Raw genomic sequence first — 25,143 nt, forward strand, 5'->3', positions numbered from 1 at the left:
AGGTGACCCCATGGGTCTGATGGACAATTTGAAGGCCAAGCTCGCCCCCGCCAAGGACAAGGTCGCGGACCTCGCGCAGCAGCACGGGGACAAGGTCCAGCACGGCCTGGACAAGGCCGCGAAGGTGGTCGACGAGAAGACCAAGCACAAGTACAGCGACAAGATCCAGACGGGCACCGGCAAGGCCAAGGGCGCCATGGACCGGCTCGCGCACAAGGAGGGCCCGGACGCGGGCGGCGGCACCGCCACCCCGCCGGAGACACCTCCGCCGACCTCCTGAACCGCACGGCACAACGATCGGCGGACGGCCGCGGCGTATCGGCGCTCGCGGCCGTCCGCCGTTGCGTCCGCGGGAGAGCGCCGCGCAACGCGACCCGGCGCCCGACGACCGCGAAGGCCGCGAAGGCCGCGAAGGAAACGACTGCTACGACCAGGCCGCTACCACGTAGCCCACGCCGTACGGCGCGTCCTCGTACAGCAGCGCGCCGGAGAGGCCCGCGCCCTCGGCCGCGCCGGCCATCACCTGCCAGGCGCCCCGGCCCGAGGCCTTGAGTTCGTACGCCAGCTCCGCGTCCAGCGCCTTGAGAGCCGCGACGTCCGCCGCCCCCAGCGCACGCGCGACCTCCGCGTCGAACGGCTCCGCCCGCTCGTCGAGATAGCCCGGCGCCTTCAGCGTCCGGCACGCGCTGGCGTCGCCCATCACCAGCAGCGCCACCCGCTCGGCCCGCGCGGCGACGTCCCGTCCTGCTTCGATACACCGCTCGGCCGCCAGTGGTTCCCCCACGCCGAGTCCCTCGATCGGGGCGGCCGACCACCCGGTCCGCTCCAGCAGCCACGCGGCGACGGCGAGCGAGGGCGGCAGCACGCGCTCGGACGGCGCGCCCTTGTCCCGGCCCAGCGTCACACCGAGATCCACGCCGAAGCCGCGGAACGACCCCTGCGTCCCCTCCGGATACGGGCCGTGCCCGCTCTGTTCGGCCGGCCCGACGATCACGAGGCGGTCCGGCCGGGCGGCGGCGAGCACGCTCAGGGCGTCCACGCAGGCGGTACGGGCGGCGTCCAGCTCGGACGCGGCGCCCGCGGCGACGTCGGGCACGAGGAGGGGCGGACAGGGGCAGACGGCGGCGGCGACAAGCATGATCGGCAGGGTAGCCCAGCGTTCGCCGGCCGCCCGGCCGCCCGGTCAGTCGCAGCCGCAGCCGCTGCCCGTGGCCACCGGCAGCGGGGCCGGTGCGCCGATCTTCGGCAGGCCGAGCATGACGCCGGGCGACTTGGCCGCCGCCTTCTCGACGTTGCGCTTCTCCCAGGCGTCCCCCGCGCGCGTGGGGCGCACGTCGAGCACCGGACCCTCGGCGAGGAGGTGGTGCGGGGCCGCGTACGTCACCTCGACCGTGACCACGTCGCCGGGGCGCACCTCCTGCTCCGGCTTGGTGAAGTGGACCAGACGGTTGTCGGGGGCACGGCCGGAGAGGCGGTGGGTGGCGCCGTCCTTGCGGCCCTCGCCCTCGGCGACCATCAGTTCCAGGGTGCGGCCGACCTGCTTCTTGTTCTCGTCCCAGGAGATCTCCTCCTGAAGGGCGACGAGCCGCTCGTAGCGTGCCTGGACGACCTCCTTGGGGATCTGGTCGTCCATGGTCGCGGCCGGGGTACCGGGGCGCTTGGAGTACTGGAAGGTGAACGCCTGCGCGAAGCGGGCCTCGCGCACGACGTGGAGGGTCTGCTCGAAGTCCTCCTCGGTCTCGCCGGGGAAGCCCACGATGATGTCGGTGGTGATGGCCGCGTGCGGGATGGCGGCGCGCACCTTCTCGATGATCCCCAGGTAGCGGTCCTGGCGGTAGGAACGACGCATCGCCTTCAGGACCGGGTCCGAACCGGACTGGAGCGGCATGTGCAGCTGAGGCATCACGTTCGGCGTCTCGGCCATGGCGGCGATGACGTCGTCTGTGAAGTCGCGCGGGTGCGGGGAGGTGAAGCGGACGCGCTCCAGCCCCTCTATGGTGCCGCAGGCCCGCAGCAGCTTGCTGAACGCCTCGCGGTCGCCGATGTCGCTCCCGTAGGCGTTTACGTTCTGGCCGAGCAGCGTGATCTCGGAGACGCCCTCACCGACCAGCGCCTCGATCTCGGCGAGGATGTCGCCGGTGCGGCGGTCCTTCTCCTTGCCGCGCAGCGCCGGGACGATGCAGAAGGTGCAGGTGTTGTTGCAGCCGACGGAGATCGACACCCAGGCCGCGTAGGCGCTCTCGCGCCGGGTCGGCAGTGTGGAGGGGAACGCCTCCAGCGACTCGGCGATCTCGACCTGCGCCTCTTCCTGTACGCGGGCGCGCTCCAGCAGGACCGGCAGCTTGCCGATGTTGTGCGTGCCGAAGACGACGTCCACCCAGGGCGCCTTCTTCACGATGGTGTCGCGGTCCTTCTGCGCGAGGCAGCCGCCGACCGCGATCTGCATGCCGGGGCGCTTCGTCTTCATCGGCGCGAGGCGACCGAGGTTGCCGTAGAGCCGGTTGTCGGCGTTCTCGCGGACGGCGCAGGTGTTGAAGACCACGACGTCCGCGTCGCCGTCCGAGCCCTCGGGCGCGCGCACGTAACCGGCGTCTTCGAGCAGTCCGGACAATCGCTCGGAATCGTGGACGTTCATCTGGCACCCGTAGGTGCGAACTTCGTAGGTCTTAGATGATTGAACATCCACTGCCGGGCTCCGGTCGCTGCTGCTGGTCATGCCTCAAGGGTAGGCGGTCAGGGGAGGGCCACTCATCGCGGATCACTCCGGATCATGCCCGTCCGGACACCGGCCGGAGCAAGCGCAGCAAGCGGCCAGGCTCGTACTCAAGGGCGACCCGGGTGGTTGCCCGATGCCGGCGAAGGACGAACGGTGATCTTCTGACGAAGATCCGAGATTTCTCCTCCTCGTCCCGGCCGTCCGACCGTCATGTCCGGCATTGTGCGTCACCGGACGAGCGGCCGGGGCGGCAGGTCGCCGATCGCCGGGATCAAGGACCGCGCAAGGCCGAGAGGGCTAGGCTGACGGCCGGCTCGTTCACGGCCTTCGGGGGAAGGGGACGCCGGATGGATCCCAGGATCATCGGCGCGCGCCTGGCGTCCAGCACGGTCGGTCCGCTCGTGAAGCGGCTGTTCGCCCGGCAGTCCCCAGGAGCTGGACTGGTGGACAAGCCTGTACGCCTGTCGGCGCTGGTGTCCTTCCAGGGCGAGCAGCGGCAGCTGACCGAGCGGGACGTGGGGGAGATCGCCGCTGTCATGGTTCAGGAGGCGGAGGCGTCGCCGGGTGAGCCTCCCTTCCCACCGGAGGAGCGGGACGCGGTCGTCGGCGCCCTCGCCCGCAGGCTGCTCGCACTGGGCGATCTCGACATGGACGACGTCCAGGTCGTCCAGCTCGGCCACCACAACCTCGCCCGGGAACTCCGCCGCCGGTCCCCCACGGACGACCTGGCCGGCGGCGCGTCACATTTCCTCGACTCGCTGACGGAGTGGGCGTGCGTCCACGTCTTGAACTTCCTCACCCAGCGGTCGACGTTCGTGGCGCGGACGTCGATGGAGCAGAGTCGAAGCCGGACGGAATTGATCGCCAGAATCGACGAACTGATCACCCGGGCGCCTCGACGAGACGCCCACGACTCGGCCTTCGAACGGCGGTACCTCGCGTACGTCGTCGACGAGCACAGCAAGTTACTGCTCTACGGCGTCGATCCGGCCCGCTCGCCGGAAACGCGGCCGTTGAACGTGGCGTACCTGAGCCTGACGGCGACGGCGCCCGAGGAAGCGCCCTGGGTCACAGCCCCCGTACGGGAACTCGAGGGCGCCCCGCGCGAAGCCCGCGCCGACGAGGCCCTGGCCGATCACGACCGTGTCCTCCTCCGCGGTGACGCCGGCTCCGGCAAGACCACCCTCGTTCAGTGGCTGGCCGTCTCTGCGGCCCGACAGGACACCGCCGACGACGATCGCATGGCCTACCTGCGTGGCCGCATCCCCTTCGTCCTGCCCGTGCGCACCCTGACCCGGGACCTCGGAGCCCTCACCGCTCCCAAGGACTTCCTCACCGTCACCGGCACCCCGCTCGCCGGTGAGCAACCGGCCGGCTGGGCGTCCCGCGTCCTCGCCGAGGGTCGGGGTCTCGTCCTGGTCGACGGCCTCGACGAGGCGCCCGAAAGAGAACGCGCCCACGTCCACGCCTGGTTGAACTCCCTCGTCGAGGCGTACCCGGGCAACCGCTGGCTGGTCACCTCCCGACCGTCGGCCCTGCGGGAGGATCGGATCGCGGACGAGGGGGTCACCGAGCTCACGCTCTCGCCGATGCGGCCGCAGGACGTGGCGTCGTTCGTCAGCCGCTGGCACGCAGCCGTGCGGATGGTCGAAGACCCCACGGAGGACGCCGGCCTCACCTCGTGGGAGACGCAGCTCCTGCACGCCCTGCGCGCCGAGCCGGACCTCGGCCGACTCGCCACCAACCCCCTGATGTGCGGCCTGATCTGCGCCCTGCACCGCTACCGCCGCGGATTCCTGCCGATCAGCCGAAAAGAGGTGTACGAGGCCGCACTCACCATGCTGCTGGCCCGCCGCGACCACAAGCGCGGGCCCGGACCTGAACTGTCGATGGAGTCCCAGCTGCGGATCCTGCAGCGGTTGGCGTACCGGCTGATCAGGAACGCGCGTATCGAGATGACACGCGAGCGGGCGCTCGCCGAGATCGGCTGGGCGCAGTCGGCGCTTGCCGAGACAGCGGCGCTTGGCGATCCCGGCACCGTTCTCACCCGCCTTCTCAGCCACAGCGGCCTGTTGCGTGTCCCCCACGTCGGCGTGATCGACTTCTGCCACCGCACCTTCCAGGACTATCTGGGGGCGAAGGCGGCGCTGGAGGACGGCGACCTCGGGCTGCTGGTGCTGGGAGCGTCGGACGCCCATTGGGAGGGCGTCACCCGCATGGCGGTGGCCCAGGCCCGGCCGCGCGAACGGGTGTGGATCCTGCGCGAGCTGCTGCGTGACGACTCGCCGCGCGCCCTGCTGCTGGCGGCGTCCTGCCTGGACGAGGCCACGGATCTCGACCCGTCGGTTCGGGCCGAGATCGAGAACCGCGTCGCCCTCCTGGCCTCGCCGCACTCCCGGGAAGCAGCCCGAGAACCGGCCTCCGCCGACTCTTCCGGAGAACGGGATGACCAGCCGCGGGCCGTTCCTGCGGACGACACCGAGGATGCCGTGAGCTCGATCGAACTCACGGATGGGGTCGCGATCGATGACGCGCCAACGGCGTGGCCCACCCGGAACGCCGGTGGGGGCCTGCCGAACGTGGTCTCCAGCCAGTCGTCTGCCCCGTCCCAGGACGACGCGCTGCAGCGCCCGAGCGGAGAAGGTGACCTCGACAACGCTGTGCCGCCGACGCTTCCCCCCGTGGCGGGGCCCAGCGCGGACGGCGGTTCGATGGAGCCGCGGTCGCTGGTTGCGGAACTGGCTGCCCAGACCTCGCCCGGGCGGGAGGTACCTCTGCACGTGCAGATCGTCCGGGGCAGCGGACGGGGCGTGCCGCTGCGTTCCTTCTCCATCCCCCGTGACGGGGCCCGGGTGCTGGTGACCCTCCATGCTCCTGGTCTGGTGGTCGTCGATGAGCTGCAGCAGGAGTTGCAGGTAGTACCCGGCCAGGACTCGGACGTGCTGCGATTCCGGTTGAAGGCCCCGACGCCCGGGCTGCACCAGGTGACCGTGCGGGCTTTCCGGGGCGGCACCTTCCTCGGCGAGGTGAACTGCCAGATCTCGGTGGGGCACGGCAGTGTCACGAGGGATGGTCCTCAGCGCCATGTGCCGCTGCCCTCCATGGCGTTCGATCCCGGGGAGGTCACGCTCCAGGTCCTGAAGGACGAGACGGCCGGCACCTTCAGCTTTCAGCTGATCGGCGAGACGTTCTACGCACCGGAATCCTTCCACTTCCGCGCCGGTGACCCCCGCCAGGCCACCGAGCAGATCTACGCCCAGCTGAGGAGCGCGGCCAAGGCCGCCGCGACCATCGGAGGCGAGGTGGATGCGCGACGGCTGCGCGACCGTCTGCGCAATCACGGCGTACAGCTGTGGACCTCCGCGGTTCCCCAGGCCGTCCAGAGCCAGTTCTGGAACGAGGCCGACCGTGTCACATCGTTCACCGTCCTCGGAGAACACGACATCGTCCCCTGGGAGCTGTTGTATCCGTTGAACGAAGGGCGCGAGGACAGAGGTTTCCTGGCGGAGTGGCTGCCCGTGGTGCGCCGGGTGTTCGGGCAGGACAGAGTCCGCAGCATCAGCCTGCCGGGCGTGGCGTTCGTGGTGCCGCCGGGCTCCCCTGCCGACGCAGGCGAGGAAGTGACGTCTTTGCGTGCCCGATTGGGCACGAAGGTGGCAGATGTCGGCGTGCTGACCGAGCGGGCGGCGCTGACCGCACTGATCGAGGGCGGGCATGCGGGCCTGCTCCACTTCGCCTGCCACAACGCCTTCACGGGAACCGGCTCGTGCGTGACCATGGCCGACGGGCCTTTCGATCCCATCGACCTGGCGTCAGCGGCCCAGCTGCGCACGTTGCTCCCCCATCGCCCTCTCGTGTTCTTCAACGCCTGCCGAAGCGCTGGGGAGATCGACTGGTTCGGCGAGAGCCTGGGGTGGGCACCTCAGTTCCTCAACGCAGGGGCCGGTGCGTTCGTCGGCACTCTCTGGCCGGTGCGGTCGCAATCCGCTCTGCAGTTCGCCGAAGCCTTCTACGAGCAGTTGATCACCCACCGGCAGCCCCTCGGTCAGGCTTCGCTCGCGGCCCGGCAGACCATCCGCGACCTGTACGGCGGTGATCCGGCATGGCTGGCCTACGCCGTGTATGGCAGCCCCGCAGCGACAGCGCACACCACTGCGTAGAGGGAGTCAGTACATGAAGGACCCGGTCTTCGTCATCCACGGCGTGGCCAACCGCGAGCCGGACGAGTTCGCCACGGCCGTGTCGGCGCTCGCTGCGGCGGCCGGAGTCGACATGGTGCCGGTCCACTGGGGTGACCTGGGCGCGCAGGACAGCTTCATCGACGCCACGCTGCCCACCTACACGGGCCCGGACGCTTTACGCGACGGCGAAGCACCGGAGTCCGTCACGGCCGAGCCTTTCGCCGTGGCCGCGTTCACCGAAACGATCGACGAAGCCCAGCAGTTGTCGCAGGTCGACGCCGCTGTACGGGCACATCTCGGCGCAGGGTACGACGGGGAGGACGAGGGGCTTCGGGACGGCGGCGGCCATCGGCTTGATCCCGAGCAGATCCTCGAGTACGTGAGAGAGGCGTGGGCGGACACCGAGTGGCTCTGTCGTACCGACGACACGCAGTTGCTGCGTGAGACCGGACGCGCTTTGGCGCACTCGCTCCTGGACGAAACCGATCCCGGCTCGGACGAGTCGTACTACGGACTGCGCGGCAGAGGGGCCGACGGTGAGACCCGCCTCCGCTTTCTGGTGTGGCGTCGCCTCAACGACCTGGACCGCGTCGCGGGCGCAGCGGTTCAGGCGGTGGGCGCACGGCTGAACCATGCCGTGCGGAGTCGGTTCGGCCCCGGCACCACGCGATTCCTCGGCGACGTTCTCGTCTACCAACGGCACCAGGACGCCATCCATGCCCGCGTACGCCAGGTGATCGACGAAGTGCACCCCGACCTCGGGCGCAGTCCCGCCCGTCCAGTACGCATCGTGGCCCACAGCCTGGGCGGCGTCATCGCCGTCGACATGGCCACGGCCACCGTGCCCTTGTGGACCCAGTCCCTGGTCACGTTCGGCTCCCAGGCAGCCTTCTTCCATGTGTGCGATCCCAGAGGAGGGCAACTGACTCCATATGGAGGCAGCCTGCCCGTACAGCTGCCGGCTTCCCTGAACCGCTGGACCAATCTCTGGGAGCCGTTGGACGTGCTGGCCTTCGCTGCTTCGAAGGTGTTCCGGCTGCACGGCGGCACCGCTCCAGTGGACCTCGCTGTCAGCCACCAGGCGAGCACCGGCATGTGGACCCACTCGGCGTACTGGGGTCTTCCTTCCGTCGCCTCGGTCATCGGTGAGGTCATGCGCCAGGATCAGCCTGTGCCGCCCCGGTGAAAAGCTCGTTCCCGAAAGTCGGCACGCGGAGGTGAGGCCTACCCTGGTGGTGGGGTGACCCGCCTGTGAACTGCCCCGCCCGAAAGCTGGACGATCTTGTGCGAGCCCTCAGAGCCGCAGGGATCAGGGACGAGCGGCTGCTCGAGGCCGTGCGCACGACGCCCCGGGCCGCGTTCGTCCCGGCCGGTCAGGTGGCTGTCGCCCACCGGGACGTACCCGTGGCGATCGGGCAGGGACAGGTCACCACGCAGCCCTCGTTGTCCGCCATGATGATCGAGAGCCTCCGTCTCACCGGGAGCGAACATGTCCTGGAGGTCGGTACCGGTCTCGGCTTCCAGACCGCGCTGCTCGCCCGGCTGGCCGCCGACGTGGTCAGCATCGAGATACGACCGGACATAGCCCGCCAGGCACGCGCGAATCTCGCACGGCAGGGCGTACGGAACGTGGAGCTGCGCGTCGGCGACGGCAGCGGCGGCGTACCGGACGAGGCTCCGTACGACGCGGTCCTCGTGTCGGCCGCGTTCCCAGAGGTGCCCGCGCCGCTGGTCACGCAGGTGCGGCCCGGAGGCTGCCTGGTGCAGCCGATCGGGCCGGGCGGGCACGAGCAGGTGGTGTGCTTCGAGCGCATCGCATCGGGGCTGGAGCAGTCGCGGGTGCTGACCGCGGCCTGCTTCGTCCGGCTGCAGGGGCGATACGGCTTCCCGCCGGACGACGCGGACATTCCTTGAGACGTTCCTCGAGGAGCGGAGATCCTCCCTGAGGAGCGCAGACGTTCGGCGACGCGCGGGACCTGCCTAGTCGTCCGCGACGCGTACGACCGCCAGCGTGATGTTGTCGGGGCCGCCCGCCACGATGGCGGCCTTCCACAGCTCGACGGCCGCCCGGCCGTCGTCGTGCTGCCGCATCACCTCGTCGAGGACGTCTGTCGGCACCGGATCGGTCAGACCGTCGGTGCAAATGAGGTAGCGGTCGCCGGGAGACAGGGACTCGGCTGTCACGTGGGTGCGTATGGCGCGGTATGTGGGGGTGCCGCCCAGGCACTGGGTGACGAGGTGCGTGGTGCGGTGCCCGGGTTCGAGCGGAGGGCTGTCGTCGACGCTCACCTGGCGCAGCCCGTCACGGGTGGCCGCGAAGACCCGGCTGTCGCCCACGTTGAACACCAGCAGTGAGCCGGACTGCACGACGGCGCCGGCCGCCGTCGTACCCATGGTGGCGAGCTCGTTTCCTTCGTCGCCGCCGGCGGCCTCGTACACGGCGCGGTTGCAAGCGTTCATGGCGTCGCGGACGGCGTCCTCGCTGCTCAGGGTGGGACCGATCGACGCGATCCGGCGGACGACCAGAGCGCTGGCCACTTCGCCGCCGGGATGCCCGCCGAGCCCGTCGGCGACGGCGACGACGAGGGGCGTCCCGAGTGGGAAGACCAGCGTCTGCGCATTCTCGGTGACCGTGGCGCACAGGGTCCACGGCCCGATGACGAGGCTGTCCTCGTTCCGGTCGCGGAGCAGCCCGGGATGGCTCAGCGCACTCACGGCCACGTACGGCATGGAACGACACCGCCTTCCCGCACGCCCTGACGACCAGTCAGGCATCTGCGGAGAAACGCTCTCCTGACCAGGGGGAACAACGAAGTGCAACCCTGGCCGTGCTTCAAGGGTAGGCGGTTTCGGTGCTTACCCACGAGTTCGGTCGGGGGAGACCGCGCCGCCCGGCACCCACCCCTGGCGGCGCAGCACGGCCGACACGTCCGGTGCCTCGTAGTGCTCGCCCTTGAGGACCTTGCCGTCCTCGCGGCGGGCCACCTGGCCGTCGGGGCCCAGCTTGGTCATGTTGGAGCGGTGGATCTCGGCGATCACCGCGTCGAGGTCGATCCCGTGGACGAGGGCCGTGCCGTACGCCACGTAGACGACGTCGGCCAGCTCGTGGGCGAGGCTGTCGAGCGGGCCCGCGACCGAGACCTCGGCCACCTCGGCGGCCTCCTCCGCGAGCAGCTCGCCCCGGTGCGCGGCGAGCTCCGGGGACACCTGCGTCGGCGTGCTGCGGGCCTCCAGCCCGAAGGCGAGGTGGAACTCACGGACCAGATCGGCGGGCGAGAAACTCATGCGCCCGACTGTACCGACCATCACTGACAGCCCCACCCGATCACGGACCCGCTGGCCAGCACCGCACCCGTCCTGGCAGGATCGCGCCCATGTCCAAGGTGTTCCCCCGTATCGGCAGGCGCCGGGCCCTCCAGGGCGCGGCCGCCGGTCTCGTGGCCCTCGGGCTGCTGCTGTGGTGGCTGCTGCCCCTCGGTGAGAAGCCGCCGGGCGGGACGATCACGATCAGCACCGGGACACCGAGCGGCGTCTACCAGGAGTACGGCAAGCTGCTGCGCGCCGAGCTGGACAAGGACATGCCGAACCTGACGGTGCGGCTGCAGACCAGCGACGGGTCCCAGGAGAACGTCGCACGCGTGGCGACCGGCAAGGCCGACTTCACGATCGCCGCGGCCGACGCGGTGGAGACGTACGAACTGAACGGCGGCGAAGGCGCTGCCCGCCTGCGCGGGGTCGCCCGCCTCTACGACGACTACGTACAGCTCGTCGTCGCGCGCGACTCGGGCATCGACTCCGTCGCGGACCTGAAGGGCAAGCGGGTGGCCATAGGGCCGCCGGAGTCCGGCGTGCGGCTCATCGCCGACCAGGTGCTCGGGGCGGCCGGCATCGACGCGCGCAAGGACATCGCACCGGAGCCCGACGGCATCGGCACCGCGCCCGGCCGGCTGAAGTCGGGGCAGATCGACGCGTTCTTCTGGTCGGGCGGCCTGCCGACGGACGGCCTGCGGAAGCTCGCCGACGGCTTCTCCATCCGGTTCGTCCCGATCGAACCCGACCTCGTGACAAAGCTGCACGGCGAGGGCGACGCCACCCGCTACTACCGCGCCACCAACATGCCGGAGTCGGCGTACCCGACCGTGCAGAACGGGTCGGTCGTGCCCACGATGGCGGTGTCCAACCTGCTGATCACACGTACGGACATGGACCCCCGGCTCACCGAGTGGGTGACGCGCACCGTGATCAAGAGCCGGGACGGAATCGGCGCGCATGTCCACTCGGCGCAACTGGTCGACCTGCGCACAGCGATCTACACCGACCCGCTCCAGCTCCACGAGGGCGCACAGCGCTACTACCAGTCGGTCAAGCCGTAGACCGGCGGCCCATCGAAGCCACAGACCGCCGGCCCGTCGAAGCTGTAGACCGTCGGCCCGCCGACGCCACAGACCGCCGACCCGCCAAAGCTCGCCCCGCCGAGCCGTCAAGCCCTCAGGCACTCAAGTCCTCAAGCCGCAGGCCCCGACCTCGGCACCGTCACCGTCACTCGCAGCCCGTGCGGCTCGTGGTGGTCGTAGGAGATCGAGCCGCCGCCAGCCTCGAGCAGCGCCCGGGAGATGGACAGCCCGAGGCCGGAACCCTTGACGTTCTGGTGGCGGCCGCTGCGCCAGAAGCGGTCGCCGACGCGACCCAGCTCCTCGTCGGTGAGGCCGGGGCCGTCGTCGGTGACGACGACGGTCGACGTCTCGCCGTTGGAGGCGACGGTCACCTCGACGCTCTCGCCCTCGGGCGTGAACTTCACCGCGTTGTCGATCACCGCGTCCAACGCGCTGGACAGGGTGATCGGGTCGGCCCAGGCCGTGGTGGGCGGGCAGTCGCCCACCAGTCGTACGCCCTTGGCCTCGGCGGTCGGTGTCCAGGCCGCGACGCGCTCGGCGGTCAGCCCGCCGATGTCGGTGAGCGTCAGGTCCGCCTCGACGTGCTCGGCGAGCGCCAGGTCGAGCAGGTCGTCCAGGACCTGCGCGAGGCGTTTGCCCTCGGTGCGGACCGAGGCGATCTCCTCATTGCCCTCGGGAAGTTCGAGGGCGAGCAGCTCGATGCGCAGCAGCAGCGCCGCGAGCGGGTTGCGCAGTTGGTGCGAGGCATCGGCGACGAAGGCGCGCTGCTGCTCCAGCACGTCCTCGACGTTGTCCGCCATCTCGTTGAACGATCGGGCCAGCCGCCTGAGTTCCGGCGGCCCGCCGGCCACCGCGACCCGGGACTTCAGACGTCCGGTGGCGATGTCGTGGGTGGTGGCGTCCAGGATCCGTACCGGCCTGAGGACCCAGCCGGTCAGCCGGAGGGCGGCACCGACGGCCAGCAGCATCGCGGCGATCTCGCCCACGCCTATGACCAGCCAGCCGTGCAGGGTCCGCGAACGCATCGCCCCGGTGGGCGAGTCGGTGACCACGACCGCGACGACGTCGCCGTCCCGGATGACCGGCGACGCCACGACGAGGTGCCGGCGCTGCCAGGGCCAGACCTGCTGCGGGTCATGGCTGCGTCGGCTGAGCAGCGCCTCACCGAAGGCCTCCCGTACCTCCCCCGCCTGGGGGAGGAACCAGTCGGCGGGTGCCTGGGCCATGGGGGTATCGGTGCGGTAGAAGACGCCGGCACGAATGCCGTAGACCTCGTAGTAGCTGGCGAGTTCGTTCTTGAGCGTCTCCTTGCGCTCGTCCCGGGACGTGGGACGGGAGCCGCCGGGCACTTCGGTGACGTACTGGGCGAGAGCCGCGAAGCGTGCCGTGTCGTCGATGCGGTCGACGACGACCTTCTGCTGCTGGGCCGCGGCCACGCTGATGGCGAGCGGGATGCCGAGCGCGAGCAGCACGGCCGCCATCAGGATGATGAGCAGCGGCAGCAGACGTGTGCGCAAGCCGTCCCCGCTAGGCGGCCGGGGCGACGAGCCGGTAGCCCACGCCGCGTACGGTCTCGATCAGGGCCGGCATGCGCAGCTTGGCGCGCAGGGACGCCACGTGCACCTCCAGGGTGCGGCCCGTGCCCTCCCAACTGGTGCGCCAGACCTCGCTGATGATCTGCTCGCGGCGGAAGACCACACCGGGACGCTGGGCGAGCAGCGCGAGGAGATCGAACTCCTTGCGGGTCAGTTGGACGATCGAACCGTCGACGGTGACCTGGCGGGTGGGCAGCTCGATGTGCACGGGCCCCAGACGCAGCGCCGTGTCGGCGCCGCCGGAGGCGTCCTCGTGGACGGTACGCCGGCTGACTGCGTGGATCCGGGCGAGCAGCTCCCCCGTGTCGTAGGGCTTCACCACGTAGTCGTCGGCTCCGAGGTTGAGGCCGTGGATGCGCGAGCGCACGTCGGAGCGGGCGGTGACCATGATCACCGGCGTGCTGGTGCGCTTGCGGATCTTGCCGCACACCTCGTAGCCGTCCTGGTCGGGCAGCCCCAGGTCCAGCAGGACGACCCCGAAACCGGGGCCCTCGGGGACGAGCGCCTGGAGGGCCTCCTCGCCGCTGCGGGCGTGCGTGACGTCGAAACCGTGCCGTGCCAGGACCGCGGACAGCGCGGCGGCGACATGGTTGTCGTCCTCGACGAGAAGCAGTCTCATCCCGGCTCCCTCCGGTTCATCGGGCGTACGGTATCGGTACGTGCGAGGCCGATAGATGTCGACAGGTACCGCCTGCGCACATGCGCGTGCATCATGGCAGTCACGCTGATGGACGCCGACGGCGTCAAGTGGGTTCCGGTTGCGCGCGCCTTCCGTTATCCGGCCGATACGCGCCCAGGTCACATCTGCTACGACACGTGTCCGATTGCTATCGGATCGTGATGCTCAGATTCCCCTCAGATGTGATGACGTTGGTCGTGCGACGTCACTACTGTCCTCCGAAACCGAGGAGGACGGAGCCTGAAAGCGATGACCGAAGTATCGGTGGCCAAGGAAGACGTGGCCGCGACCGGAGAACTGGTCGTCCTGAAGAGCGTCAACAAGCACTTCGGCGCGTTGCACGTGCTCCAGGACATCGATCTGACGATCACCCGCGGCGAGGTCGTCGTGGTCATCGGACCCTCCGGGTCCGGGAAGTCCACCCTGTGCCGAACCATCAACCGCCTGGAGACCATCGACTCGGGCACGATCACGATCGACGGCAAGCCGCTGCCCCAGGAGGGCAAGGAGCTGGCCCGGCTGCGGGCCGACGTCGGGATGGTCTTCCAGTCCTTCAATCTCTTCGCGCACAAGACCGTGCTCGAGAACGTGATGCTGGGCCAGATCAAGGTCCGCAAGGCGGACAAGAAGCAGGCCGAGGAGAAGGCCCGGGCGCTGCTCGACCGGGTCGGCGTGGGCACCCAGGCCGACAAGTACCCCGCACAGCTCTCCGGCGGCCAGCAGCAGCGCGTCGCCATCGCGCGGGCGCTGGCGATGGACCCCAAGGTCATGCTCTTCGACGAGCCGACGTCGGCCCTCGACCCGGAGATGATCAACGAGGTGCTGGAGGTCATGCAGCAGCTCGCCCGCGACGGCATGACCATGATCGTCGTCACCCATGAGATGGGCTTCGCACGATCGGCTGCAAATCGCGTGGTCTTCATGGCGGACGGTCGCATAGTCGAACAGGCTGCGCCCGACCAGTTCTTCAGCAACCCGCGCAGCGACCGGGCCAAGGACTTCCTGTCGAAGATCCTGCATCACTGACCCTGCCCCTCACGCACTGACGATCTGCGTCACCCGCCCCGACGGCCCGTGTTTCCTCATCACCAAAGGATGTTCACCATGAAGCTCCGCAAGGTCACCGCCGCCTCGGCCGCCGTGCTCGCCCTGGCGCTGAGCGCCACCGCCTGCGGCGGCGGCGACAAGGACAGCGACAACAACGGCTCCGGCGGCGGCGGCAAGATCAAGATCGGTATCAAGTTCGACCAGCCGGGTCTTGGCCTGAAGCAGCCCGACGGCTCCTTCGCCGGCTTCGACGTGGACGTGGCGACCTACGTGGCCAAGCAGCTGGGCTACGCGCCCGACAAGATCGAGTGGGTCGAGACCAAGAGCGCCGACCGTGAGAACGCGCTCGCCCGCGGCGACGTGAAGTTCATCGCGGCCACCTACTCCATCAACGACGAGCGCAAGCAGAAGGTCGACTTCGCCGGCCCGTACCTGCTGGCCCACCAGGACCTGCTGGTCAAGGCGGACTCCACCATCTCCAAGGGCACGGACCTCAACGGCAAGAACCTGTGTTCCGTGACCGGCTCGACCTCGGCGCAGAACGTCCAGAAGTCCATCGCCCCGAAGGCCAACCTGCGTGAGAACAGCGGCTACTCGGAGTGCATCGCCGCCCTGCAGAGCGGCGCCGTGGACGCCGTGACCACCGACGACTCGATCCTCGCGGGCTTCGCCGCGCAGGACAAGTACAAGGGCCAGTTCAAGCTCACGGGTCTGAAGCTCAGCAACGAGAACTACGGCATCGGCGTCAAGAAGGGCGACACCGCGACCGTCAACAAGATCAACGACGCCCTGAAGAAGATGGTCAGCGACGGCTCCTGGCAGAAGGCGGTCGACGCGAACTTCGGCCCGGCCAACTACAAGAACGAGCCGGCCCCGACGATCGGCAACATCGTCAAGTAACGCAAGGCTCCGGCCGAGCAACGCAGGGTTCTCCGGGCGCGCCGCCGCCCGCCGCCTGACCGGCGGCGGCGCGCCACACCCTCCACGTACGCCACACACCCGGAAGCGCGGGAGATCGTGTTCGACTTTCTTGAAGGTTACGACGTCCTCGGGGCGTTCTGGATGACGGTGAAACTCACCGCTCTCTCCGCCGTCGGCTCCCTGGTCTGGGGCACCCTGCTGGCCGCGATGCGGGTCAGCCCGGTCCCGCTGATGCGCGGGTTCGGGGCCGCCTACGTGAACATCGTGCGGAACATCCCCCTGACGGTCATCATCGTCTTCTCCTCGCTCGGTCTGGCCGACATCTTCGGCATGACCATGGGCGCGTCCGACGACTTCAAGCTCCAGGGCTTCCGGCTGGCGGTGCTCGGCCTCGTCGCCTACACCGCGGCCTTCGTCTGCGAGGCGATCCGCTCCGGCATCAACACCGTGCCCGTCGGACAGGCGGAGGCGGCCCGCGCCATCGGGCTGAGCTTCAGCCAGTCCCTGCGGCTGATCGTGCTGCCGCAGGCCTTCCGTTCGGTGATCGCGCCCCTGGCGAACGTCCTGATCGCCCTGACCAAGAACACCACCGTGGCGGCCGCGATCGGCGTGGCCGAAGCCGCCAGCCTGATGAAGACGATGATCGAGAACGAGGCCCAGACGCTCGCCATCGGCGCGGTCTTCGCCCTCGGGTTCGTGGTACTGACCCTGCCCACCGGCCTCCTCCTCGGCTGGGTCGGCAAGCGACTGGCGGTGAAGCGATGACCTCCGTTCTCTACGACGCCCCCGGCCCACGGGCCAAGCGGCGCAACGTCGTCCTCTCCATAGTCTTCTTCGCTCTGCTGGTCCTGCTCCTGTGGTGGGCCTGGCAGACGATGGACGACAAGAACCAGCTGAAGTCGGCTTTGTGGAAGCCCTTCACCACCTCCCAGGCCTGGACCACGTACCTGCTGCCCGGCCTCGGCAACACCCTCAAGGCCGCCGCGCTCTCCATGGTCATCGCCCTTCCGCTGGGCGCGGTCTTCGGCATCGCCCGTATGTCCGACCACCGCTGGATCCGCGTTCCGGCCGGTGCCGTGGTCGAGTTCTTCCGGGCGATCCCGGTGCTGCTGCTGATGCTGTTCGCCAACGAGTTCTACGTCCGCTCCACGGACATCGGCAGCGAGGAGCGGCCCCTCTACGCGGTCATCACAGGCCTGGTGCTGTACAACGCCTCGGTCCTCGCCGAGGTCGTCCGGGCCGGCATCCTCGCCCTGCCCAAGGGGCAGACGGAGGCCGCGTACGCGATCGGTCTGCGCAAGAGCCAGACGATGACCAGCATCCTGCTGCCGCAGGCCGTCACCGTCATGCTGCCGGCCATCGTCAGCCAGCTCGTGGTGATCGTGAAGGACACCGCGCTGGGCGGCGTGATGCTCCAGTTCCCCGAACTGCTCAGCGAGCGCAGCACGCTCGCGGCCAACTACGCCAACGTCGTCCCCAGCTTCATCGTGGTGGCGATCATCTTCATCGTGGTGAACTTCGCCCTCACCTCCTTCGCCTCCTGGCTGGAAGGCAGGCTGCGCCGCAGCAAGCGTGGCACGGGCACGGTCCTCGGCGCCGAGGACGTCGAGGAGCTCAACGCCGCCGAGGTCGGGGGCACCTTGGGCACCGGTGTCGGCGGCACCGTCTGACACACGCTCAAGTGACATGACCGGTATGGAGGCAGTGGCATGATCGCCACTGCCTCCGTCACTTGACGCAAGCACCGGCAATGGGTTGCATACGTTCTGTGATCGTGCACCCTGCTCCAACCTTCTGTTCACATACGTCACTGAGGACGCCGCCGCAGGCAGGGGGCGCCGCGCCGTGGACCCGGTGATCATCGTCGGAGCGGGGCCCGTGGGGCTCACGCTCGCCCTGGCGCTGGCCCGCCAGGAGGTCCCGTCGGTCGTCCTCGACGAGGGCCCGGGCAAGGACGAACCCCGCCTCGCGCGCAGTGTCGTACTGCGCGAGGACACCGCCGCGCTCGTGGAACGGCTGACCGGGGTGCCGCTCGCCGAGGTCGGCGTCCGCTGGGCCGGATGGCGGTCGTTGCGGCGCAAGCAGGTGATGAGCGAGATCACGTTCGGCGACACCGAGCCCGCCCCGCTGCACATCGCCCAGCACGTGCTGACCGGTGCCCTGCGCGCGGCGCTCGCCGGCGAGCGGCTCGTCAAGATCGCCGTGGACAGCCGCCTCGACACCGTCGAACAGGAGCCCTCGGGCGTCACGGCCCACACCCGCGGTGCCAAGGGCACGTGGTGGCGCGGCAGTTACCTGGTCGGCTGCGACGGCCCCCGCTCCACGGTGCGCAAGCTCCAGGACATCCGCTTCCCCGGCCGTACGGCGGTGGAGCGACACGCCGTGGCCGCGCTGCGCACGGAACTTCCGCGGGCCGACGAGGCGTTGCTCCATCGGATGCCGCCGTGGCGGACCTCCGGGCCCTCCGCCGGGGAAGTCACCGGACGTCCACTGCCGGACGGGGTCTGGCGGCTGGACTGGCTGCTGCCGCCCGGCAAGGACCTGGTCACGCCCGAACTACTGGTGGCCCGCGTCCGGGAGACGCTCGCAGGCTGGACGGGCGGCTCCACACCGCCGTACGAACTGCTGGACACCGGCGTCCACACCGTCCACCACCGGCTGGCCCGCCGCTGGCGAGCGGGCCGGGTCTTCCTCGCGGGGGACGCGGCGCACCTGCTCGGCGCACTCGGCACGCAGGGGCTGGACGAGGGCCTGAGCGACGCCGACAACCTCGCCTGGAAGCTGGCCCTGGCCTGGCACCACGGGCCGCACGAGGCGCTGCTCGACAGCTACCAGGCGGAGCGGCGCGCCGTCGTCGCCGCCCGGCTGCGCGCCGCCGACCAGGTGCTGCCACTGCTGCGCGGCGGCGGAGGCCTGCGTGCCTACGTCCCGGGCGCCGCCCGGGGCCACGACGCATTGCTCACGGACGGTCACCTGGGGCGTGGCCCACTGGGCGAGCCGGGGGCGTACGCCGACTCACCGCTCGCGCCCCCGCCCCTCGACGCGGAGGTCCCCGTGGACACCCCGCCCGGCGCGCAGGTCGCGGACGTGCGGGTGACCGCGGAGGACGGCTCGTTCGTACGGTTGCGGGACCGGCTCGGCCGCGGCGCGCTGCTGGTCGTCCTGATCGCGCCGGGAACGGGCGTGTGGGAGCGCAAGCACTGGGTGACCGCCGGGATCATGCCCCGGCTCGCCGCCGCGGTGACCGCGCTGCCGCACCCCGCCGAGCTGCTGGTGGCCGAGAGCTACCCGGGCGCGGCCGCCCACACCGTGCTCCTCGTCCGCCCCGACGGCCATCTGGTCACCGCCCTGAACGGGGTACGCCCGGCCGATCTGTACGCGGCGGCCGAGGCGACGCTGGGCGGCCCGGCCCGCACGGAGGCCACGGCCGGTTCCGTTTCGACGTGACCGCGACTCACCGTCACACTGGGGTCCACATAGTGACGGTGAGTTGACCGCCCTGCACCGGCATGGTGTACTCCGGATCGTGACCGATACCTGCGTGCGCCTTTGGCGGAGGGTCCACATGGACCTCGTCCGCTATGCGGGCTGCGTGTGTCGCGGGTCCTGCTGAATTCGCCTCCCTTCCACTGGCGCGCGCCGCCCATGTGCTGCTGCCGCGCGCTCTCGCGAACGCTCATCAGGACGGTTCACGTGTCTGTCGCTCCCTCCGCCCCCACTCCTGTCCAGGTCCCCACGCAGGCGGACCTTCTCGGCTTCGTACGGCGCACCGCCGCCGACACCGCACTGATCGCCTCGCTCCCGCTCGACCCCGAGGGCCGTACCTGGGTGCGCCTGGAGGGTCCCGGCGGCAGCGAGGCCTGGCTGATCGGCTGGCCCCCCGGCACGGGCACCGGCTGGCACGACCACGCAGACTCGGTCGGCGCCTTCCTCACCGCGCAGGGCGAGCTCAAGGAGAACTCGCTCGCCGCGCGGCTGCCCACCGACGGCTGGAAGACCCTGGAACTCACCGACGGTGTGGACCGGGAACGCCGGCTTCCGGCCGGGCGGGGGCGCTCCTTCGGTCGCCACCACGTCCACGAGGTCCTCAACGAGTCCACCGAGGAGCACGCGATCTCCGTACACGCCTACTACCCCCCGCTGCCGCAGATCCGCCGCTACAGCCGTACGGGGCCCGTGCTGCGCCTGGAGCAGGTCGAGCGTCCGGAGGACTGGCAGTGAGCGACGCGGGCGAGCGACCCACCGGGATCGACGAGCTGCTGGAACGGGTGCGCCAGGGCTACGAGCGGATCGAGGCGCGGGCGGCGTACGACCTCGCCCAGGCGGGCGAGGCACTGCTGGTGGACATCCGGTACGCGGCACTGCGCGACCGAGACGGCCTCATTCCCGGGGCGCTCGTCGTCGAACGCAACGAACTGGAGTGGCGCCTCGACCCCCAGGGCAGCCACCGCGCCCCCGAGGCCACGGGCCACGACCTGCGCATCGTCGTGATCTGCAACGAAGGCTACGCCTCCAGCCTCGCCACCGCCTCGCTGCACCAGCTGGGCCTGCACCGCGCCACCGACCTGATCGGCGGCTTCCAGGCCTGGAAGGCGGCGGGACTGCCGGTGACGGCATAGGCGGGACTGCGCCGTAGGCGGGACTGCGTCACTCCCGGGCCCGTGGTCGTCCAGGACTGCGCGGCTCCCGGGCCCAAGAGCGACCAAGCTGCGCCGCTCCCGGCTCAGAGGCCGTCCGGCCGGCAGTAGAGCGGGGCCGTGTCCGCGTTGTCCTTGGTGACGAGGCGGAGGCGGGCCTGGGCGATCCTGTCGACCCGCTTCTCCTTGCGCAGCAGGGCGACGGCGTTGGTGACCGCCAGCGCGCCGGTGTCCGCGGCCGAGTTGGAGACAGTGGCGGAGAAGCGGCCGTCCTTGAGGGCGGCCAGAGCCTCGTCGGTGCCGTTGACCGTCACGATCTTCACGTCCGTGCCGCCGGCCGCGTCGAAGGCCTTGCGCACCGCGAAGGCCATCTCCTCGTTCGCGACGAAGGCGTAGTCCAGGTCGGGGTGGGCTTTGATCATCCTCTTGGCGACGTCCCGCGCCTTGTCCGGGTCGTACATGCCGGGCTCGTCGGCGACCACCTTCGCGTTTGCCGGCAGGGCGCCCTTGAAGCCTCCCACCAGCAGGTCGGAGGCGGCGCCGGGGGCACCCGCGACGATGCCGACGCGGACGTCCTTCCCGCCCGCGTCCTCACCGATCCAGCCGGCGTCGAGGCTGCCGACCTTCTTCAGGTCGACCACGACGGCACCGAGGAGGTCGGACGTGTCGTCGGGGGCGACCGAGGTCAGGAAGATCGGAATGCCCGAGGCCTTCGCCTTGGCGATGTCGTCCTTGAGGGCGTCGACGTCGACGGTCTGCACGATCAGCGCGTCGACCTTCTTCGCGATCATGTCGTTGATGTGGGCCAGCTCGGTCGCGGCGTCCTGACCGGAGTTGGCCGTGTAGAGCTTGGCGCGGTAGGTCTTGGTCTCCTCCTCGACGGAATCCTGCAGACAGGTGTGGAACTGCGTGGTGCCTCCGTTGACGAATCCGAACGTGATGGTGCCGGTGACCGCGTCCGAGGACACGTCCTGGTTCAGGCCACATCCGCTGAGCAGCAGGCTGGTACCGAGGGCCGAGGCGACCAGCGTTCTTCGGTGGCGAGCGGGCACGGGCATGCAGGGGCCGCCTTTCGGGGACGTACGAGGGAGCGGGATTCCGCGACTTTCCGGACGTACGGCGGCAAGGGTTCGCCGGTCCGCGCGACGGCAGCAGACGGTACAGCCGGGCGGAGGAACGGCACCCTTTCGGGAACGCAAGGTAAAGCTGCGCGCCACAGGGCTCTCATGTGGCGCGGCAGCCTCTAGCGTCGGACGACTCGGCACGACCGTGACGGAAGGTGTCTTCGGAGTCACTCCTTGGCCGTCGCCACGGTCACCGCGCGGATCCTGAGGGCCGCGCGGCCCGGCAGCGCGGTGGCCACGAGGGCGAGCAGTCCGGCCACGGCGACCACCGAGACGTACAGCAGTGGTGTGACGGTTGGTGCCGCGCTGCCCGTCATGCCGACGCTGAACGCGGTCAGGACGGAGAGGACGATGGCGCTGCCGAGGGCCGTGGCGAGGAGCAGGACGGAGAGGGCTTCGGAGCGCAGCATGCCCAGCACCTGGCGGCGGGTCGCCCCGGCGAGGCGCAACAGCGCGAACTCCCGGACGCGTTCGGTGACCGACATGGCCAGCGTGTTGACCACGGCGATGGCCGTGAAGGCCAGCACGAGTCCCATGGCGAGGTAGTTCACCTCGGCGTTCGCCTGCTGACGCTTGGCCTGGAGCGAGTCGGCGGCGGCCGGGGAAAGAACCCGAAGGCCGGGGAACTCACGGAGCGTAGTCGCGAGTTGTGTCTGTGTGCGGTGTGTGCTCACGAGGACGGAGGAGGCGAGCGGGTTGTCGACGTGACGTGCGACCAGGTCGTGCGCGAAGGTGAGGTCCCCGAAGCCGAGGCCCTTAGCGTAGACGGCGGCGACGGTGAGCGTGGCGGGCGTGCCGTCGCCGAGCGTGAGCTTCAGCGTGCTGCCGGGCGTCAGGTGGAGCTGGTCCGCGGCCAGTTCGCTGACGGCAACGGCCTGCTCGGTGAGCCGGTCGAGGGAGCCGGCGGTGACGTCCGGGTCCCAGGTGCGGGCGAGGCCGACGGGGGTCACGCCCTGCGCGGCGTACTTGTCCAGGCCGACCCGGACGGTGGTACGGACGACTTCGGTGACGATGTCGTGCCGTGTACGAAGCGTGCGCGCGGCCGCGGCCGGGACGCCCGGCCCCTGGGAGGCGACGACCCAGTCGGCGCGGATGCCCTCGCGGGCCTGCGCACGGGCCGCGTCCCCGAGCGTCGGCTGGACGAACAGGACGGTGCAGGTCATGCCGATCAGCAGGGTGAGGGGGGTGACGACGGAGGCCATACGGGCGGCGTTGCCGCGGAGGTTCGCGGTGGCGAGCCTGCCCCCGGGACCGGTGAGGCGCAGCGGGCCTGCGAGCAGCAGCGCGGCCGCCCTGACCAGAAACGGGCCGAGCAGCGCGACGGAGGTGGACAGGACGACGACAGCGAGGAATGTCACGGGAGTCGAGGCGGGCTCGGTGCGCAGTCCGCTGAGCACGCCGACGAGAACGGCACCGCCGGCGAGCAGGAACAGACCGGTCAGGAGACGTCCCCAGGCGGGGCGGTGGCGCTCGGTCCGGGCCTCGGCGAGCGCTTCGGCCGGGCGGATCCGGGCGATCCGGCGGGAGGCGACCCGTGCGGCGGCCCAGGCACCGAGCACGGTCGCGGCCAGGGCGGCGAAGAGCGGGAAGACGCTGACGGTGTGCTGCAGCGTGGCGGGCACGGCACCCATGGCGACGAACCTGCCGTGCAGCCAGCCGCCCAGGGGGAGCCCCGCGAGTCCGCCCACCGTGCCGGCGACCGCTCCGACGATCAGCGCCTCCCGGCCGAGCAGCTTGCGGATCTGCCCGGAGGTGGCGGCGATGGCACGGAGCAGGGCCAGTTCGCGGTGGCGCTGCTGAACGGAGAGCACAAAGGTCCCGACGACCACGAGGACCGCCACGAGCAGCGAGGTGCCGCCCATCGCACCGCCCATGCTGACCAGCCGAGTGCGGGCAGCGGCCGCGTCCAGGAACTCGACAGGTCCGCGGTCGTCGCCGACGGTGACCTGAGGGGTGGTGCCGGACGCCGGCGGGGGCGCGGCGTCGTACAGCGCCTGGGCCAGCGTCTCGCGCAGCCCGTCCGGGTCCGTGCCCTCGGCCGGGAACACACCGAACGCGGTGACCTGCCCGACGTGCGCGGCAAGGCGGCGGCTCTCTGCGGCCGAGAAGAAGAGGGAGGTCTGATGGCGTACGTCCGTGACGGGGGCGGCGATTCCGGTGATCCGGTAGCTGCGCGGGGCCCGCGTCGACTGCACGGTGAGGCTGTCGCCGGGCTTCAAGCGGGCGCGCTCGGCAAGGTAGTCGTCGACGACGAGGTCGGTGGCGGCCCTGGGCGCGGTTCCGGCGGTGAGCCGGTACGGGGTCAGGGCGGCGGAGTCCCAGGAGTGGCCGTAGGCGGTACGGCCACCGGTGCCGGACCGGGTCAACGGCTGGGCTGGAAAGGTGAGTTCGGGGACGACACGGGCGACGCCCGGGGTGTCCGCGATGGCGCGCTCCAGACTCGCCGGGAGCCAGGCGCGTTCTGCGATGGGCTTGGCCTTGTGTTTGACCTTGGTCTTGCCCTTCTTGTGCTTGACCGTGGTCTGGTGGACGTTCTGGTCGGCCGAGACCACGACGGGGGCCGCGTCGTAGCGCTCGGTACGGATCGTGCCGCGCAGGCCCGTTTCGAGGAGCGTGCCACAGGCGGCGATGAGGGCGGCCGCGCAGGCCAACGCCAGGAACGCGCCGAGGAAGCCGGCCCTGCGGGCGCGGATGGTCTTGAAGGCGTAGCGCAGCATCATGAGGGATCGGTCTCTCTTCTGTTGTGGGGCGGGATGTCGTCCGTGCTGTGCGGCCGGTCGTCGGCCTCAGGGCGGCTGTCCGGGGCGGGGAAGCCGAGGAGACGGGTGAGCACGGTGCGGGCGCCGGGCGGGGTTTCGGCGTCGGGGCGCCGGTAGCGGTTGAGGAGGGCGATGTACTCCTCGAAGAACACGCGCAGTTCGGGCAGCGTCAGCCGGATGGTGCCGCGCGAGTAGGGGAACGCGTCCGCCCATGGGTCGCTGTTGTCCGCTTCCCGCTGGAGCCGCTCGAAGAGTTCCAGGTCGGCGGCGTACGCGTGGTGGTTGAGCTCGTCCATGACGTGCCGCATCTGCGCGCTCCGGCGGCTGCGCGGCGGGAAACGACGGTCGCCCGGCACGGCCCGCCACCAGCGCCTGCGGCCGTGACCGGTCGTCTCACACGTCTCCTCCACGAAGCCGTAGCGGGCGAGTTCGCGCAGGTGGTAACTGGTGGATCCGGTGTTCAGGCCCAGGGCGCGGGCGAGCGTGGCGGAGGTCGCGGGGCCGTGCAGCGTGAGGTGCTGGAGCATCCGCTGACGACGCGGATGCGCCAGCGCCTTCAGCGCGGCCAGGTCGGAGAGCTCGACGCGGTTGGGATACGACGGCATGCGTACACAGTCGTCTGTGCACAGATGTCTGTGCACTGCGGTGATCCGGCGTCTTCGGTGGGGGGTTAGCCCCCCACCGCACGGCTGGGAAACCGGTATTCGCCGGTATCTGTGCGCCGGTACGCGGCGCTGTTCGCCGCTCTGGGCGAGGCGGTCCGGCTGCTGCTGGACACAGGGGGCCGACCGGTGTGGTCGGAAACGGACGACGGGGTCGACTGCCTGCAACTGGCCTGGTTCGGCGCGTCGGTCTCGCGCATCGGCGGCGCCGTCGGCTTCGGTCTCGAGGACCAGGAAGCCATACGTAACGCGGCCCATGGACAACGGCAGCGGGCGGCTGCAGCGCATGGACGCGGATGAGGACGACACCGGTGAGCGCCGGGACCCCGATGACGACGGAAGCGCTCGGTACTACGACGGCCGTGATCGTGGCAGCGGCAGTGGCGGCGCGGGTGGAGAAGCGCGTGCTGGATGAGGGCCGAGAGCCC

23 protein-coding genes are annotated in these 25,143 nt (G+C 70.4%); 14 read left to right on the top strand and 9 right to left on the bottom strand.

Annotated features, from left to right (window positions below; all coding sequences use genetic code 11):
• The first annotated feature begins 10 nt into the window (after positions 1-10).
• Positions 11-280: an antitoxin gene (locus ACFY16_RS15815; RefSeq protein ID WP_390647680.1), complete on the top strand. Its 270-nt coding sequence runs from the start codon at positions 11-13 to the stop codon at positions 278-280.
• Positions 281-424: 144 nt separating this feature from the next.
• On the opposite strand, the gene ACFY16_RS15820 is transcribed toward ACFY16_RS15815, so the two are convergent.
• Both ACFY16_RS15820 and miaB read right to left on the bottom strand, forming a co-directional pair.
• Positions 425-1,138: a class III extradiol dioxygenase subunit B-like domain-containing protein gene (locus tag ACFY16_RS15820; RefSeq protein WP_390647681.1), complete on the bottom strand. Its 714-nt coding sequence runs from the start codon at positions 1,136-1,138 to the stop codon at positions 425-427.
• Between the two features lie 45 nt (positions 1,139-1,183).
• Complete coding sequence (gene miaB, locus ACFY16_RS15825; protein WP_390647682.1) at positions 1,184-2,716, bottom strand: tRNA (N6-isopentenyl adenosine(37)-C2)-methylthiotransferase MiaB; 1,533 nt, start codon at positions 2,714-2,716, stop codon at positions 1,184-1,186.
• A gap of 347 nt (positions 2,717-3,063) precedes the next feature.
• Here miaB and ACFY16_RS15830 point away from each other — a divergent pair, with 347 nt between their 5' ends.
• The 3 genes from ACFY16_RS15830 to ACFY16_RS15840 all read left to right on the top strand — a co-directional run bounded on the left by ACFY16_RS15830 (position 3,064) and on the right by ACFY16_RS15840 (position 8,811).
• The gene (locus ACFY16_RS15830) at positions 3,064-6,876 is read left to right on the top strand and encodes an NACHT domain-containing protein (RefSeq protein ID WP_390647683.1); all 3,813 of its coding nucleotides are present in this window, start codon (positions 3,064-3,066) and stop codon (positions 6,874-6,876) included.
• A gap of 13 nt (positions 6,877-6,889) precedes the next feature.
• Complete coding sequence (locus tag ACFY16_RS15835) at positions 6,890-8,083, top strand: hypothetical protein (RefSeq protein ID WP_390647684.1); 1,194 nt, start codon at positions 6,890-6,892, stop codon at positions 8,081-8,083.
• 65 nt (positions 8,084-8,148) lie between these two features.
• Complete coding sequence (locus tag ACFY16_RS15840; RefSeq protein WP_390647685.1) at positions 8,149-8,811, top strand: protein-L-isoaspartate(D-aspartate) O-methyltransferase; 663 nt, start codon at positions 8,149-8,151, stop codon at positions 8,809-8,811.
• Between the two features lie 66 nt (positions 8,812-8,877).
• On the opposite strand, the gene ACFY16_RS15845 is transcribed toward ACFY16_RS15840, so the two are convergent.
• Positions 8,878-9,627: a PP2C family protein-serine/threonine phosphatase gene (locus ACFY16_RS15845; RefSeq protein WP_390647686.1), complete on the bottom strand. Its 750-nt coding sequence runs from the start codon at positions 9,625-9,627 to the stop codon at positions 8,878-8,880.
• Between the two features lie 126 nt (positions 9,628-9,753).
• The gene (locus ACFY16_RS15850) at positions 9,754-10,182 is read right to left on the bottom strand and encodes a MazG nucleotide pyrophosphohydrolase domain-containing protein (RefSeq protein WP_390647687.1); all 429 of its coding nucleotides are present in this window, start codon (positions 10,180-10,182) and stop codon (positions 9,754-9,756) included.
• A gap of 89 nt (positions 10,183-10,271) precedes the next feature.
• Between ACFY16_RS15850 and ACFY16_RS15855 the strand changes: the two genes are divergently transcribed.
• Positions 10,272-11,270, top strand: a complete 999-nt coding sequence (locus ACFY16_RS15855; RefSeq protein ID WP_390647688.1) for a TAXI family TRAP transporter solute-binding subunit — start codon at positions 10,272-10,274, stop codon at positions 11,268-11,270.
• 131 nt (positions 11,271-11,401) lie between these two features.
• On the opposite strand, the gene ACFY16_RS15860 is transcribed toward ACFY16_RS15855, so the two are convergent.
• Positions 11,402-12,808 carry an ATP-binding protein gene (locus tag ACFY16_RS15860; protein WP_390647689.1) on the bottom strand — a complete coding sequence of 469 codons (1,407 nt, stop codon included), beginning with the start codon at positions 12,806-12,808 and terminating at the stop codon, positions 11,402-11,404.
• Between the two features lie 10 nt (positions 12,809-12,818).
• Positions 12,819-13,505, bottom strand: a complete 687-nt coding sequence (locus ACFY16_RS15865; protein ID WP_390647690.1) for a response regulator transcription factor — start codon at positions 13,503-13,505, stop codon at positions 12,819-12,821.
• Between the two features lie 309 nt (positions 13,506-13,814).
• On the opposite strand from ACFY16_RS15865, the gene ACFY16_RS15870 reads away from it, so the two are divergent.
• The 8 genes from ACFY16_RS15870 to ACFY16_RS15905 all read left to right on the top strand — a co-directional run bounded on the left by ACFY16_RS15870 (position 13,815) and on the right by ACFY16_RS15905 (position 20,152).
• A complete protein-coding gene (locus tag ACFY16_RS15870; RefSeq protein WP_390647691.1) occupies positions 13,815-14,591 on the top strand; it encodes an amino acid ABC transporter ATP-binding protein in 777 nt (258 codons plus the stop codon).
• Positions 14,592-14,669: 78 nt separating this feature from the next.
• Positions 14,670-15,512 carry a glutamate ABC transporter substrate-binding protein gene (locus ACFY16_RS15875; RefSeq protein WP_390647692.1) on the top strand — a complete coding sequence of 281 codons (843 nt, stop codon included), beginning with the start codon at positions 14,670-14,672 and terminating at the stop codon, positions 15,510-15,512.
• Positions 15,513-15,629: 117 nt separating this feature from the next.
• Positions 15,630-16,298 carry an amino acid ABC transporter permease gene (locus tag ACFY16_RS15880; protein ID WP_390647693.1) on the top strand — a complete coding sequence of 223 codons (669 nt, stop codon included), beginning with the start codon at positions 15,630-15,632 and terminating at the stop codon, positions 16,296-16,298.
• Positions 16,295-17,203: an amino acid ABC transporter permease gene (locus ACFY16_RS15885; RefSeq protein ID WP_390647694.1), complete on the top strand. Its 909-nt coding sequence runs from the start codon at positions 16,295-16,297 to the stop codon at positions 17,201-17,203. The genes ACFY16_RS15880 and ACFY16_RS15885 overlap by 4 nt, the downstream gene beginning before the upstream one ends.
• Positions 17,204-17,378: 175 nt before the next feature.
• Complete coding sequence (locus ACFY16_RS15890) at positions 17,379-18,980, top strand: FAD-dependent monooxygenase (RefSeq protein ID WP_390647695.1); 1,602 nt, start codon at positions 17,379-17,381, stop codon at positions 18,978-18,980.
• Positions 18,981-19,098: 118 nt separating this feature from the next.
• Positions 19,099-19,146, top strand: a complete 48-nt coding sequence (locus tag ACFY16_RS15895) for a hypothetical protein (RefSeq protein WP_390647739.1) — start codon at positions 19,099-19,101, stop codon at positions 19,144-19,146.
• Between the two features lie 32 nt (positions 19,147-19,178).
• Positions 19,179-19,754: a cysteine dioxygenase gene (locus tag ACFY16_RS15900; protein WP_390647696.1), complete on the top strand. Its 576-nt coding sequence runs from the start codon at positions 19,179-19,181 to the stop codon at positions 19,752-19,754.
• A complete protein-coding gene (locus ACFY16_RS15905) occupies positions 19,751-20,152 on the top strand; it encodes a rhodanese-like domain-containing protein (RefSeq protein WP_390647697.1) in 402 nt (133 codons plus the stop codon). The genes ACFY16_RS15900 and ACFY16_RS15905 overlap by 4 nt, the downstream gene beginning before the upstream one ends.
• A 104-nt stretch (positions 20,153-20,256) precedes the next feature.
• On the opposite strand, the gene ACFY16_RS15910 is transcribed toward ACFY16_RS15905, so the two are convergent.
• From ACFY16_RS15910 to ACFY16_RS15920, 3 genes are all read right to left on the bottom strand, one after another.
• Positions 20,257-21,228 (bottom strand): sugar ABC transporter substrate-binding protein, encoded by a 972-nt coding sequence (locus ACFY16_RS15910; RefSeq protein WP_390647698.1) that lies wholly within the window; start codon positions 21,226-21,228, stop codon positions 20,257-20,259.
• A gap of 233 nt (positions 21,229-21,461) precedes the next feature.
• Positions 21,462-24,014, bottom strand: coding sequence for an FtsX-like permease family protein (locus tag ACFY16_RS15915; protein ID WP_390647699.1), 2,553 nt, complete (start codon positions 24,012-24,014; stop codon positions 21,462-21,464).
• On the bottom strand, positions 24,011-24,658 hold the full coding sequence (locus tag ACFY16_RS15920) for an ArsR/SmtB family transcription factor (protein WP_390647700.1): 648 nt from the start codon (positions 24,656-24,658) through the stop codon (positions 24,011-24,013). Before ACFY16_RS15920 ends, ACFY16_RS15915 begins: the two co-directional genes overlap by 4 nt.
• Before the next feature lie 111 nt (positions 24,659-24,769).
• Here ACFY16_RS15920 and ACFY16_RS15925 point away from each other — a divergent pair, with 111 nt between their 5' ends.
• A complete protein-coding gene (locus ACFY16_RS15925; protein WP_390647701.1) occupies positions 24,770-25,015 on the top strand; it encodes a hypothetical protein in 246 nt (81 codons plus the stop codon).
• The last annotated feature ends 128 nt before the right edge of the window (positions 25,016-25,143 follow it).

The organism is Streptomyces sp. NPDC001315, assembly GCF_042896175.1.
Taxonomy (GTDB): domain Bacteria; phylum Actinomycetota; class Actinomycetes; order Streptomycetales; family Streptomycetaceae; genus Streptomyces.